This is a genomic window from Actinomadura sp. KC345 (assembly GCF_004348515.1).
GTDB lineage: Bacteria > Actinomycetota > Actinomycetes > Streptosporangiales > Streptosporangiaceae > Spirillospora.
In genome coordinates, this window is sequence record NZ_SMKH01000225.1 from 1 (window position 1) to 13,340 (window position 13,340).

Consider the following 13,340-nt stretch of genomic DNA (forward strand, 5'->3'; position numbering starts at 1 on the left):
GCTCTCGTAGTCACCCGGCACGGGCGCTGAGAGAGGCATGGGCGCGGGAGCCTCCGGCATGCGCAGGGCCCCCTTCGAGCGCTCCTTCCGGCGTTCCTTCCGGGTCTCCTTCGGGCGCTTCCTCGCCTTGGACTCCGCGCGGGCGGGACGCCGCAGGATCATCGAGTTCGTCGCCCAGGCCGCGATCGCCGCGGAGATGCCGACCTCAAGGGCCGCCAGCAGCCCGACCTGCCAGGCCGAGGGACCCACGGTCGCCATCCGGCCGCCGCCGAGGGGCCCGCCCGACAGCGCGCTCAGCAGCGCCACCACGGCGCCGGTCAGCGCCCCGGAGACGAAGCCCCACATCGGCGCCCCCTCCGACACCGGGGCCGGCAGCGAGCGGATCGTGAGGACGCCGCCGACCGCGCCCGCGACGAACGGCGCGGCCAGCGCGAGCAGCGAGACCGCGGGCGCCGGGCCGGGGTCGGGCAGCGCCGCCAGCGGCGGGAACGCCGGGACGGCGTCCAGGAACACCCCGGTCGGCGACACGCTCGTCCCGGCGCCGACGGAGAAGCCGGGCCCGACCGCGTACGCCATCCCCCAGATCACCGCGTTCGGCAGGAACGCCACCTGCACCAGCAGCAGGAGGACGCCGCCGACGACGCCGGGCCCGAGGAGGCCGTACAGGTGGGCGGCGTCCGGCATGTTCACGGCGAGCGACCCGCCCACCAGCAGCGCGCCCGAGGCGAACAGCACGGCGAGCGACCCCGCCACGCCGATCACGAGCGAGCGCGGCCGGTCGGGCAGCAGCCGCAGCAGCGCGCCGAGCCCGGACCGGACCCGCTGCCCCCGCGCCTCCGCCGCGACCTGCGCCGCCACGACGGCACGCGCGGCGCCGAGCCCGCCCGCGACGACCGCGACGAGGAACCCGCCGACGAGCGCCTGCCACGCGGACGGCCGCACCTGCGGGGACGCCGCGGCCAGCGCGAGCAGCCCCGCCAGCGCCGCGTACGGGGCGGCCAGCGCGAGCGCGACGTGCACGACGGCCTGCCGGGGACGCCGCGGCAGCCCGGCCACCCGGATCATCCACCCGCCGCCCCGGTACAGCAGGGCGCCGGGCAGGACGAGGACGCCGAGCGGCAGCAGCCCCACCCGTCCCTGCCCGTAGGAGAAGCCCGCGTGGTGGGAGACCAGCCAGAAGTTGACGGCCGACCGGAACACGCCGGAGAGGCCGTCGCCGAGCGCGGTCTTCGGTGCCGCGATCCAGCCGATCAGCGTGACGGTGGTGAGCACGGCGAGCCCGATGCCGATGCACCACAGCGCCGCCACGAGCCCGGTCACGTACAGCGGCCGGGCCGCCGGCGCGGCCGCCGGCCCCCGCCTTCCCTGCTCCTTGTCGCCGGGCTCCTGCTTCGCGGCGGCCTGCTGCTCGCGCGGTTCCTTCTCACCGGGCGCTCCGCCCCGATCGGTACGCCTCGGTGCCCGTCCCCCCGCGCCCCTCGGCGCCTCGGGGGCCGCGCGCCGTCCAGGGCTCGCTTCGCTCACCCGCTACATGCTGGCACCAAGCCCACCCGCCGGCCGCCCCCAAGCCCGGCGTGTCGCCTTTGTCGTCCCCCGCGACGTCGACTTGCGGCGTGTTGTTGTTATGGAGCGCTCCATAACAACAACACGCCGCAAGTCAACGGGAAAGACGCCCGGCCGCGGGCGGCCGGGCGTCTTTTCGTGGCCTCTCAGAGGTTCTTCATGATCTCCCGCATGAGGACGGCGGTCTCGCTGGGGGTCTTGCCCACGCGGACGCCGACCTTCTCCAGGGCCTCCTTCTTCGCCTCCGCGGTGCCGGACGAACCGGACACGATCGCGCCGGCGTGGCCCATCGTCTTGCCCTCGGGGGCGGTGAACCCCGCAACGTAGCCGACGACCGGCTTGGTCACGTTCTGTTCGATGTAGGCGGCGGCGCGCTCCTCGGCGTCACCGCCGATCTCGCCGATCATGACGATGGCGTCGGTGTCCGGGTCGTCCTGGAACGCCTTGAGGGCGTCGATGTGGGTCGTCCCGATGACGGGGTCGCCGCCGATGCCGACGCAGGTGGAGAAGCCGACGTCGCGCAGCTCGTACATCATCTGGTAGGTCAGCGTGCCCGACTTGGACACCAGGCCGATGCGGCCGGGGGTCGTGATGTCGGCCGGGATGATCCCGGCGTTCGACTTGCCGGGGGACGCGATGCCGGGGCAGTTCGGCCCGATGATCCGCGTCTTGTTCCCCGCCTTTTCCGCGTACGCCCAGAAGTGGGCGGTGTCGTGGACGGGGATGCCCTCGGTGATCACCACGCAGAGCGGGATCTCGGCGTCGACCGCCTCGACCACGGCGTCCTTGGTGAACTTCGGCGGGACGAACACGACGGACACGTCGGCGCCCGTCCGCTCCATCGCCTCCTTGACGGTGCCGAAGACCGGGAGCTCGGTGCCGTCGAAGTCGACGGACTGCCCGGCCTTGCGGGCGTTCACGCCGCCGACGATCCGCGCGCCGGACGCGAGCATCCGGCGGCCGTGCTTGGTGCCCTCGGAGCCCGTGATCCCCTGAATGATGATCTTGCTGTTCTCGGTGAGCCAGATGGCCATCGCTCATGCACCTGCCGCGAGTTCCGCGGCACGCTTGGCCGCGTCGTCCATGGTGTCGACCTGCTGTACGCCGTTCAGCGCCGCGTCGCTCAGGATCTTGCGCCCGAGCTCGGCGTTGTTGCCGTCCAGCCGGACGACGAGGGGGCGGTTGACGGCCTCGCCGCGCTCGGCGAGCAGCTGGTAGGCCGACACGATGCCGTTGGCGACGGCGTCGCACGCCGTGATGCCGCCGAAGACGTTCACGAACACGGACTTCACGTCGCCGTCCGACAGGACGATCTCCAGCCCGTTCGCCATCACCTCGGCGGAGGCGCCGCCCCCGATGTCGAGGAAGTTGGCGGGCTTCTGGCCGCCGAACCGCTCACCCGCGTAGGCGACGACGTCCAGCGTGGACATGACGAGCCCCGCGCCGTTGCCGATGATTCCGACACTGCCGTCGAGCTTGACGTAGTTGAGGTCCTTGGCCTTGGCCGCCGCCTCCAGCGGGTCGGCCGCGCCCTTGTCCTCGTACTGCTCGTGCTCCTGGCGGAAGGCCGCGTTGTCGTCCAGCGTGACCTTGCCGTCGAGGGCCTTCACCTGGCCGTCGGCGGTGAGGATCATCGGGTTGACCTCGACGAGCGACGCGTCCTCGTCGGTGAACACGGCCCAGAGGCGCTCGATGAGCTCGGCGGCGCCGTCGAGGGCCTCCTGGGGGAGCCGGCCCTGCTCGGCGATCTCCCGGGCCCTGGCCCGGTCGATGCCGTCCAGCGGTGAGACCGGCACCATCGCCAGCCGGTCGTGCGGCACCTCCTCGATCTCCACGCCGCCCTCGACGGAGCAGATGGTGAGGAAGGTGCGGTTGGCGCGGTCGAGCAGGAAGGAGAAGTAGTACTCCTGCGCGATGGCGCTTCCCTCCTCGATCAGGACCTTGTGGACCGTGTGGCCCTTGATGTCCATGCCGAGGATCCGGTCGGCGAGCGCTTGCGCCTCGTCCGCCGAGTCGGCCAGCTTCACGCCGCCGGCCTTGCCGCGGCCCCCGGTCTTCACCTGGGCCTTGACCACGACCTTCGAGCTTCCCGCGGCGAACAGCTCTGCCGCGATGGCCCGGGCTTCCTGGGGAGTATGGGCGACCTTGCCGGTGGGCACCGGTACCCCGTACTCGGCGAAGAGTTCCTTCGCCTGATGTTCGAACAGGTCCACGAGGCGTCCTTAACGGATCGACTAGCCGAATGACCACACGAGTGGGGGTTACACGGGAGTCCGTGCGGCCGGCACTCTGCGGTCCGCTCCGTCGATGCAGCCTAGTCAACCCGCCTCGGTGGTGATGCCGCCGGGTCGGAATGTCCGCGAGTATCACCGGAACGAAGGTGTGCTCCTCCTCAGGGGAGGGCACGAGTGGCACGTGAGGAGGATGAACCAATTGACGTAGTTTGATGTACTTATTTCCGCTTGGACGATGGCGGACCGGCAGGTGCGTAAGGGGGCGGACGTATGGCGATGGCGGAGGAACGGGACACGACCGTCGCGCCCCCCGTCCCCGCCGACGCCCTCTCCGGCGCCTCCCTCCCGGGCGCATCGCTCCCCGGCACGGCCTTGCGGCGGGCCGTCCCCGCCGAGACCGTGCCGCCGCCCGTGCGCCGGTCGCCGCCGGCGCGGAGGCGGCCGCGCGGGCGCGCGGGCGCCCGCACGTTCCGGCGCGTCACCGCCCTGCTCATGGTCGCCGCCCTCATCGCGACCGGGGACGCCAACGTGCCGGACCGCCTCACCCCGGGCTGGGCCAGCCCCGGGCTGGTCGGCGGGGGCGGCTGGCCGTTCGCCGGCGTCCCGCTGACGCCCGCCGAGGCGGAGGGGGCCGCCTACCTGCCGGACAGCTCGGTCGTCAGGCTCGCGGACGGGCGGATCCGGCTCATCCCGACCGGCGGAAAACGGCCCGTCACCGTCGCGGCGGACGACCCCCGCGTGGACCAGGCGGTCCGGTCCGACAACGCCTGGCTGGCCCGGGGCACCATCCCGACCGGCGGTGCGAACCCGGCCACCGGAAGCGACATGAGCTACCGGGACATGTCGGCCCGCGCGCTGCTCGACCTGCGGCTCCTCACCCGGACGAACGGCGCGTCCCTCGCCTCCTGGTACTCCAAGTGGCGGTACGCCTGGCCCCGCGACTCCGCGTTCGCCGTCGCCGCGTTCGCCGTCACCGGGCACCCGTCCGAGGCCCGCGACATCCTCGGCTTCCTCTCCGGCGTCCAGAACGAGGACGGCATGTGGGCCGCGCGCTACAACCCCGACGGGACCGCGGTCTCCGACGGCCGGCACGCGCAGCTCGACTCGCTCGGCTGGGTCCTGTGGGCGACCTGGTTCTACCAGGTCCACAGCGTCCGGACGGGCGCGGAACTCCCCGATCTGTGGCCGATGGTCCAGCGCGCCGCCGACAACCTGGCGCGGTCCCTGGACGCCGAGGGGCTGCCGCCCGCCTCGTCCGACTACTGGGAGCGCCACCCCCGGCACGAGCAGGACCCCCGGCGGCCCACGCTCGGCGTCGTCGGCCCGGTGCTGGCGGGCCTGCGGTCCGCCGCGGACCTCGCCGAGCGCCGCGGCGACGGCGCGAAGGCGGCGGAGTGGCAGCACGCGGCGGGCCGCGTCTCCGCCGCGGTGGACCGGCAGTTCGCCCCGTACGGCTACCCGCGCTCGCCCGTCCCCCGCGGCCTCATGGACACCTCGGTGACGTTCATCGCGCCGCCGTTCGCCGCCGCCGACCCGGACGTCACCGCCGCGATCGCCGACGCCGCCCGCAAGCAGGCGCTGCCGAACGGCGGCGTGCTGCCGGGCGAGCGCTGGGCCGGCGATAAGGAGGTCGCCTGGACCCCCGAGGTCGCGATGTTCGGCCTCAACGCCGCCGCCGCGGGCCGGACCGATGACGCGCTCAGCCGCCTGAGCTGGCTGTCCGCGCACCGCACGTCCCTGGGCGCCCTGCCGGAGAAGGTCGGCCCGGACGGACGTCCCGCCGGCCCGGCCCCGCTCGGCTGGACGGCGTCGCTCGTCCTCCTCAGCCTCTACGCCCTGGAACGGCCGCTGCCCGTCCCGCCCGCGGACTGACCGGCCCGGGGCGCGGGGAGGCCGTCAGAGTTTCTCGACGGTGGCGTAGCGGAGGACGAGGGTCCGGACGCCGTACTCGCCGCCGAAGTCGACGCTGGCCTTCTCGCCCTTGTCGAAGACGGAGACGACGGTGCCCAGGCCGAAGGCGTCGTGGGTGAGCTTGTCGCCCGGGGAGAGCGACGGGACGGGGCGGTTCCCGGCCGTGCGGGTTCCCGGCCGGGACGCCATCTGGGCCATGGCCGACCCGGAGGTGGACGACGCCTCGCGTTCCCATTCGATGAGGGTCTTCGGGACCTCGCCCAGGAAGCGGGACGGCGGGTTGACCTGCGGGGCGCCCCACGAGCTGCGCATGGTGGCGCGGGAGAGGTAGAGCCGCCGGCGGGCACGGGTGATCCCGACGTAGGCGAGGCGGCGTTCCTCTTCGAGTTCCTTGGGGTTGCTCATCGCGCGCAGGTGCGGGAAGACGCCGTCCTCCATGCCGGTGAGGAACACGACGGGGAATTCGAGGCCCTTGGCGGTGTGCAGGGTCATGAGGGTGACGACGCCGTGCTCGGTCTCCTCGGGCTGCTCGCCGGGCGGGACGGGGTTGCCCTTGGCGCCGCCCGGGATGGAGTCGGCGTCGGCGACCAGGGCGACCTGTTCGAGGAATTCGGGGAGGCGGCCCTCGGCGGGCTCGCCGTCCAGCCGCTCCTCGAACTCGCGGGCGACGGCTTCGAGCTCCTGGAGGTTCTCGACGCGGGTCTCGTCCTGCGGGTCCTTGGACGCCTGGAGTTCGGCGAGGTAGCCGCTGGCCTTCAGGATCTCGGCGACGAGGTCGGCCGGGGTGAGGGCCTCGGCGGAGGCGCGCAGCTCGTCGAGCAGCCGGACGAAGTCGCGGACGGCGTTGAGCGAGCGGGTCGCCAGGCCGGGGACGTCCTCGGGCACCCGGAGCGCCTGCCAGAACGAGATCCGTTCACGGGACGCGTACGCCTCGACGCACGCCTCGGCGCGGTCGCCGATGCCCCGCTTGGGGACGTTCAGGATGCGCCGCAGGGAGACGGTGTCCTCGGGGTTGGCGAGGCAGCGCAGGTAGGCGAGCAGGTCGCGGATCTCCTTGCGCTCGTAGAAGCGGACACCGCCGACGACCTTGTAGGGCAGGCCGACGCGGATGAACACCTCCTCGAAGACGCGCGACTGGGCGTTGGTGCGGTAGAAGACGGCGACGTCGCCGGGGCGGGCCTCGACGTCGTCGGTGAGGCGGTCGACCTCGCGGGCGACGAACGCGGCCTCGTCGTGCTCGTTGTCGGCGACATAGCCGGTGATCTTGGCGCCCTCGCCCTGGTCGGACCACAGCTTCTTCGGCTTGCGGTCGGCGTTGCGCTCGATCACCGCGTTGGCCGCGGACAGGATCGTCTGCGTGGAGCGGTAGTTCTGCTCCAGGAGGATCGTGGTGGCGTCCGGGTAGTCGCGCTCGAACTCCAGGATGTTGCGGATCGTCGCGCCCCGGAACGCGTAGATCGACTGGTCGGCGTCGCCGACCACGCACAGCTCGGCCGCGCCCACCCCGTCGACCGGGGCGGTCAACTCCCGGACCAGTTCGTACTGCGCGTGGTTGGTGTCCTGGTACTCGTCCACGAGGACGTGCCGGAACCGGCGCCGGTAGTGCTCGGCGGCCTCCGGGAAGACCTGGAGCAGGTTGACCGTCATCATGATCAGGTCGTCGAAGTCCATGGCGCCGGCCTGCTGGAGGCGCGCCTGGTACATCTCGTACGCCTCGGCGAGCGTCTGCTCCATGTGCGTGGAGGCCCGGTCCTTGAACGTCTCGTAGTCGATCAGCTCGTTCTTCAGGTTGGACACCTGGGCGCTGAACGCCTTGGGCGGGTAGCGCTTGGGATCGAGGTCCAGCTCGCGGCAGACGAGTGCCATGAGCCGGTTCGCGTCGGCCTGGTCGTAGATCGAGAAGCTCGTGGGGAAGCCGAGGCGCTTGGCCTCGCGGCGCAGGATCCGGACGCAGGCGGAGTGGAACGTCATCACCCACATGGCGCGCGAGCGGGGGCCGACGAGGGCGTCGACGCGCTCCTTCATCTCGGCGGCGGCCTTGTTGGTGAACGTGATCGCCAGGATCTGGCCGGGGTGCACGTCGCGCTCGCCGAGCAGGTGGGCGACGCGGTGGGTGAGCACCCGGGTCTTGCCCGAGCCGGCGCCCGCGACGATCAGCAGGGGGCCGCCGGAGTGCACGACGGCGGCGCGCTGCTGCGGGTTGAGGCCATCGAGCAAGGGGTGGGCTTCGGTCTTCGACATCACGTGCGAGTCTACGGCGCGGCGAGGACGTTTTCGGCTCGTCCGGCCCCGCACCCTCTCCGGACCCGCTCCGGAGAGGGTGCGTGCGGACGGGTTACCGCCCTGCCCCGATCTCCTGACCAGCGGAGCGTCGTTCCCGGACGGGGCGGGCGCCGGCTAGGTCTTGCGGTGGTCGTAGGCGGATTCGGCGGCGGCGCGGACGGCGGCCAGGTCGGCGCCGGTCGCGGCCATGGACGCGGCGGCGACCGCGCCCTCGACCAGCGGCGCGTCCGCGAGCACCAGTTCGACGGCGCCGGCGTCCTCGATCAGCATCCTGGCGGTGAGGACGGAGCTGCCGAGGTCGGCGAGCAGCAGGACGCCGTCGCCGCCGTCCGCCCTGGCGACCGCGTCCTCCGCCAGGTCGACGCTCGTGCCGAGCCCTCCCTCGGAGTCGCCCCCCGCGGGCTCCACGACGGCCTTGCCGACGCCCATCGCCCGCGCGACCTCGACGACGCCCTCCGCGAGCGTCCGGCTGTGGGAGATCACCACGATCCCGACCATGTCCCTCACCCCTCGCCCGAGACGACGTCGCTGAGGGCGCGCAGGATGAGGGCGGTGGACGACGCGCCGGGGTCCATGTGCCCGGTGCTGCGCGCCCCCAGGTAGCTGGCCCGCCCCTTGCGCGCCTGCATCGGGACGGTCGCCTCCGCGCCCTCGTCCGCGGCGCCGGCGGCGGCACGGGCGCAGCCCGGCAGGTCGGAGCCGTCCGCGAGCGCCGCCGCGTAGGCCGCGACCGCGGGCGCGAGCGCGTCGATCATCGTCTTGTCGCCCTCGGCGGCCTTCCCGAGCTCCTGGACGCCCTCCAGCGCGGCCTGGAGCGCGTCCCCGAGCGCGGCGGCGTCCACGTCGGCGGCGTCCCCGAGCGCCTTGCCCGCGCGGCGGAGCGCCGTTCCGTAGAGGGGGCCGGACGCCCCGCCCGTCTTGGACACGATGGCCCGCCCGGCGGCGGCCAGCACCGTCCCGGGCGGGGCGTCCCCGGGCAGCGACTCGGTGGCGGCGCGGAAGCCGCGGTCCATGTTGAGGCCGTGGTCGCCGTCGCCGATGGCCGCGTCCAGCCGGGTCAGCCGGTCGGCGTCGGCGGCGACCAGCTCGGCGGCGCGCCTGATCCAGGCGGCGACATCCCCCGCGTTCATGCTCACCGGCCCCACCGCAGCCCCGGGGTCTCGACCGGCGCGTCCCAGAGCCGGGTCAGCTCGGGCGTCAGCCGGCACACGCTGATCATGCAGCCGGCCATCTCCAGGCTCGTGACGTACGGCCCGACCAGGGGGCGGACGACGGACGCGCCGTGCCCGCCCAGCCATTCGGCCGCCGCCGCGTAGGCGACGTACTGCTCGATGAGCGGGGTGCCGCCCATCCCGTTGACCAGCACCAGCACCTCGGACCCGGACAGCGGCATGTCGGCGTCGATCGCGCTCAGCGACGCGTCCACGATCTCCGCCGCGGTGCCGGTCTTCACGCGCTCGCGGCCGGGCTCGCCGTGGATGCCGATGCCGAGCTCCATCTCGTCCTCGGCCAGCTCGAACGTCGGCGCCCCGGCGGCCGGGACCGTGCACGGCGACAGCGCGACGCCGAACGACCGGCTGCGCTCGTTCACCTCGCGCGCCACCGCCGCGACCGCGTCGGCCGGTGCGCCCTCCTCGGCGAGCGCGCCGGCGATCTTCTCGACGAACAGGGTGGCGCCCGTCCCGCGCCGCCCCGCGGTGAACGTGCTGTCCTCGACCGCGACGTCGTCGTTGATGACGACGGACGTGACCTCGATGTCCTCGTCCTCGGCCAGCTCGGCGGCCATCTGGAAATTCATGACATCGCCTGTGTAGTTCTTCACAAGGTGGACCACGCCGGCGCCGCCGTCGACCGCCATCGTCGCGGCGATGATCTGGTCGGGCACCGGGGAGGTGAAGACCTCGCCGCAGCACGCCGCGTCGAGCATCCCGTGGCCGACGAACCCGGCGTGCAGCGGCTCGTGGCCGGACCCGCCGCCCGACACCAGGGCGACCTTCCCGGCACGCGGCGCGTCCGCCCGCACGACCGTCCCGTTCCCCGGGTCGACCCGCAGCGAGGGATGCGCGGCGGCGAGGCCGCGCAGCGCGTCGGAGACCACGTCGGCCGGGGCGTTGATGAGTTTGCGCATGTCTCAGCTCTACCCCGGTGCGGCCCGGTGTCCCAGACCCAATCGCCGATCATCGCTGCGGGCGGATATCGGAATGCCCCGCGTGGCCGTGCGGCGTTAGATTCTCACCCGTGACGAGAGCGCGAACGATCCTGTACGACTGCGACACCGGCATCGACGACGCGATGACGCTGCTGTATCTGGCCTCGCTCATCCGGGCGGGCGACGCCGAGCTGGCCGGGATCGGCACGGTCCACGGCAACATCGACCCGGTGACCGGCGCGCTCAACACGCTGCGCGTGCTGGAGCTGGCCGGAGTGAAGGCGGGCGAGCAGGGGGTGCCGGTCGCGGTCGGCGCGGCCCGGCCGATGGCGCAGGACGTCCACTACGCCCTGGAGTGGCACGGGACGGACGGTCTGGGCGACACCCGCCTCCCCGAACCGGCGGGACGTCCGGTCGCCGAACCCGCCGCCGCGCAGATCGTCCGTCTGGCCCGTGCCATGCCGGGCGAGCTGACCCTGCTCGCGACGGGTCCGCTGACCAATCTCGGCGCGGCGCTCCTGCTCGACCCGGAGCTGCCCTCCCTGATCCGGGAGGTCGTCGTCATGGGCGGCGCGTTCGACCACCCGGGCAACATCACCACGCACGCCGAGGCGAACATCTGGCACGACCCCGAGGCCGCCGACCTGGTGTTCGCGGCGGACTGGCCCGTCCTGCTGGTGCCGCTGGACGCGACCCACCCGACGGCCGTCCACGACGACTGGCTGGACCGGCTCGCCGCGCACGACTCGGCGGCCGCGCGGTTCGCCGTCCGCATCCTGGACTTCTACGTCGACGCCTACACGCCCACGCTGCGGCGCCGGGGAGCGGTCATCCACGACGCGCTCGCCGCGATGCTCGCCGTGGACCCCGATATCGGCGAGTACGTCCAGCGCGCCGTCCGGGTGGAGTTGCGGGGCGAGCTGACGCGCGGCACCACGGTGTGGGACGCCCGGTCACTGCCCGCCGAGGACACCCGCCGCCCGGTCCGCGTCGCCGTCGGCAGCGACATCCCGGTCTTCCGCGAGATCCTCCTGTCCGCCGTCCTGTCCCTTTGAATCGACCCTGACCGTCCCGGCCGCCCGGACGCCCGCAAGTTTCCCGATCTCGCGAGTGCCGGAACCGCCCGGAGACTTTATGGTTGAAACCGTGATCAACGTTCTCGACGACAGGGGCCTGCAGCGGATTCTGGTCGTCATGGCCCATCCTGACGACGTCGACTTCGGCGCGGCCGGGACGGTGGCGGGCTGGACCGACCGCGGCATCGAGGTCGTCTACCTCATGGTCACCGACGGCGACGCGGGCGGCTTCGACGACAACGTCACGCGCAAGGAGATGGCCGCGCTGCGGCGCGAGGAGCAGCGCGCGGCGGCCAAATGCGTCGGGGTGACCGACGTCCGCTGGCTCGGCTACTCCGACGGACGGGTCGAGGCGACGCTCGGCCTGCGCCGCGACATCGCGCGCGTGATCCGGCAGGTGCGGCCGGACCGGGTGCTGATGCCGAGCCCCGAACGCGACTACGAACGGATCTACCCCAGCCACCCCGACCACCGGGCGGTCGGCTCCGCCGCGCTCGACGCCGTCTACCCCGACGCGCGCAACCCGTACGCGTTCCCCGAGCTGCTCGCCGACGAGGGCCTCGACGCCTGGACGGCCCGGGAGGTGTGGTTCAGCGGCGGCCCGGTCGCGAACCACTACGTCGACGTCACCGACCGGTTCGACCGGAAGCTCAACGCGCTGCGGGCCCACGTCAGCCAGACCGGGCACATGGGCGACGATCTACCGGACATGGTGCGCGGCTGGATGACGGCCAACGCCGCGGCCGCGGGCCTCCCGGAGGGCAGTCTCGCCGAGTCGTTCCACGTCATCGACACGGCCTGAACCGGCACGGGCATCTCCGGCCGATGCGGTCACGCTGCAAAATTGACCGGTCACAAGCCGTAATCAGCCCCAGAACGGGCATGCACCCCAGGTGACAGAACTCGGGGGGTTGTCATGCCGCATGAGATCGAGGCCACCGCCACCTCCACCGCCGCGCCGGAAGTGATCTTCAAGCATCTGTGCGTGGCCGAGGCCTGGGGCGAGTGGGGCGGATTCTGGACCCGCGGCCGGCGGGAGTCCGCGGGCGAGGAGCACCCGAACGGGATCGGCGCCGTGCGGTGCGTGCCGTCCCGGCGCGAGGAGGTCGTCGCCTGGGACCCGCCCCGGCACTACGGCTACATCGCGCTCGCGGGGCCTCCGCCGCGCCGCTTCCGGGCCGACATCACGCTTGAGCCGCACTGCGCGGGGACCCTGATCCGCTGGCGCGGGGCCTTCGACGGCCTTCCGGGCACCCGGCGCTTCACGCGGACCGTGCTGCGCCGCCGGTTCGACGCCTACGCCCGCCGGGTGGCCTGGCACTCCGAGCACTGCGAACCCGGCTGCCCCGCCCGCCTCCCCGGTGCGATCTAACCGCCGCAGGGGTGGTACCCCCGGGGGAGGACGGTGGGCCGACCGTCCTCGGTGCGGACCGTCTCAGGTGCGCAGCTTGCGGGTGAGCTTGGTGCCCTCGTCGGAGGCCACGGCGACGCAGGTGACGGCGCGGTCGCCCTGCCGCCACGAGCCGGGCGTCGGGTAGTAGTAGTACGTCGCGAGCCTGCCGACGGCGGGGTCGCGGTCGAGCTTGCCCGCCATGCGCTGCCTGCAGCCGGCCGAGGCGATCGCGACCAGCTCCCGGTCGCTCGGCATGGTGGCGTTGGACAGCCGGAAGACGGCCATCACCTCACCGTCGTGCGGCTGCGTGCACGGGACGATCTTGACGCTGTCCACCTCGACCGGGCCGTCGCCGCCGGACGCGGCGCCCTGGTCGTCGTCGATGCAGTCGCCGACCTTCATCTTCTTGGCCTCCACCTCGTCCGGCCGGGTCTGGACCGCGCTGGGCGACCCACCGGCATCGTCCGAGGAGGCGGCGCTCAGCGCGAAGCCGACCGCGCCGACCATGATCCACAGGCACGACAGGACGATGCCGGCGATCGCGAAGCCGCGGCCTCCCTCGCGGCGGCTCTTGATCTGGCCCAGGGAGATGACGCCGAGGACGATCCCGAGGATGCCGAGGCAGCCGAGAAGGCCGGTGACGAAGGCGGCGATGGCCAATCCGTTCGTCTTGCCGGTCCCGGGGCCGGGCGGAGGCCCGTAGCCGGGGCCGACCGGCATGGGCGGAAGTG

12 protein-coding genes are annotated in these 13,340 nt (G+C 73.1%); 4 read left to right on the plus strand and 8 right to left on the minus strand.

From position 1 onward, the window contains the following. The 3 genes from E1281_RS28920 to sucC all read right to left on the minus strand — a co-directional run. Nucleotides 1-1,524, minus strand: a 1,524-nt coding sequence (locus tag E1281_RS28920) for a DUF6350 family protein (protein ID WP_207943555.1), incomplete at its 3' end; no start/stop codon positions are given. Nucleotides 1,525-1,709: 185 nt separating this feature from the next. Beyond that, nucleotides 1,710-2,597, minus strand: a complete 888-nt coding sequence (gene sucD, locus E1281_RS28925) for a succinate--CoA ligase subunit alpha (RefSeq protein WP_131882876.1) — start codon at nucleotides 2,595-2,597, stop codon at nucleotides 1,710-1,712. A 3-nt stretch (nucleotides 2,598-2,600) separates the two neighbouring features. Beyond that, nucleotides 2,601-3,776, minus strand: coding sequence for an ADP-forming succinate--CoA ligase subunit beta (gene sucC / locus E1281_RS28930; protein ID WP_131882877.1), 1,176 nt, complete (start codon nucleotides 3,774-3,776; stop codon nucleotides 2,601-2,603). 291 nt (nucleotides 3,777-4,067) lie between these two features. Between sucC and E1281_RS28935 the strand changes: the two genes are divergently transcribed. Then, complete coding sequence (locus E1281_RS28935) at nucleotides 4,068-5,669, plus strand: glycoside hydrolase family 15 protein (protein WP_243717520.1); 1,602 nt, start codon at nucleotides 4,068-4,070, stop codon at nucleotides 5,667-5,669. Nucleotides 5,670-5,693: 24 nt separating this feature from the next. Here E1281_RS28935 and pcrA read toward each other — a convergent pair whose 3' ends face one another. From pcrA to dhaK, 4 genes are all read right to left on the minus strand, one after another. Then, nucleotides 5,694-7,949, minus strand: a complete 2,256-nt coding sequence (gene pcrA, locus E1281_RS28940; RefSeq protein WP_165959156.1) for a DNA helicase PcrA — start codon at nucleotides 7,947-7,949, stop codon at nucleotides 5,694-5,696. Between the two features lie 156 nt (nucleotides 7,950-8,105). Beyond that, nucleotides 8,106-8,489: a phosphoenolpyruvate--protein phosphotransferase gene (locus E1281_RS28945; RefSeq protein WP_131882878.1), complete on the minus strand. Its 384-nt coding sequence runs from the start codon at nucleotides 8,487-8,489 to the stop codon at nucleotides 8,106-8,108. 5 nt (nucleotides 8,490-8,494) lie between these two features. Beyond that, a complete protein-coding gene (gene dhaL / locus E1281_RS28950) occupies nucleotides 8,495-9,121 on the minus strand; it encodes a dihydroxyacetone kinase subunit DhaL (RefSeq protein ID WP_131882885.1) in 627 nt (208 codons plus the stop codon). 2 nt (nucleotides 9,122-9,123) lie between these two features. After that, nucleotides 9,124-10,119, minus strand: a complete 996-nt coding sequence (dhaK, locus tag E1281_RS28955; RefSeq protein WP_131882879.1) for a dihydroxyacetone kinase subunit DhaK — start codon at nucleotides 10,117-10,119, stop codon at nucleotides 9,124-9,126. A gap of 110 nt (nucleotides 10,120-10,229) precedes the next feature. Here dhaK and E1281_RS28960 point away from each other — a divergent pair, with 110 nt between their 5' ends. From E1281_RS28960 to E1281_RS28970, 3 genes are all read left to right on the plus strand, one after another. Beyond that, nucleotides 10,230-11,195: a nucleoside hydrolase gene (locus E1281_RS28960; protein WP_279433661.1), complete on the plus strand. Its 966-nt coding sequence runs from the start codon at nucleotides 10,230-10,232 to the stop codon at nucleotides 11,193-11,195. A gap of 79 nt (nucleotides 11,196-11,274) precedes the next feature. Continuing rightward, nucleotides 11,275-12,018 (plus strand): PIG-L deacetylase family protein, encoded by a 744-nt coding sequence (locus E1281_RS28965; RefSeq protein ID WP_131882880.1) that lies wholly within the window; start codon nucleotides 11,275-11,277, stop codon nucleotides 12,016-12,018. 114 nt (nucleotides 12,019-12,132) lie between these two features. Then, the gene (locus E1281_RS28970) at nucleotides 12,133-12,588 is read left to right on the plus strand and encodes an SRPBCC family protein (RefSeq protein ID WP_131882881.1); all 456 of its coding nucleotides are present in this window, start codon (nucleotides 12,133-12,135) and stop codon (nucleotides 12,586-12,588) included. Nucleotides 12,589-12,651: 63 nt separating this feature from the next. Here E1281_RS28970 and E1281_RS28975 read toward each other — a convergent pair. Beyond that, nucleotides 12,652-13,340, minus strand: a 689-nt coding sequence (locus E1281_RS28975) for a DUF4190 domain-containing protein (protein ID WP_131882882.1), incomplete at its 5' end; no start/stop codon positions are given.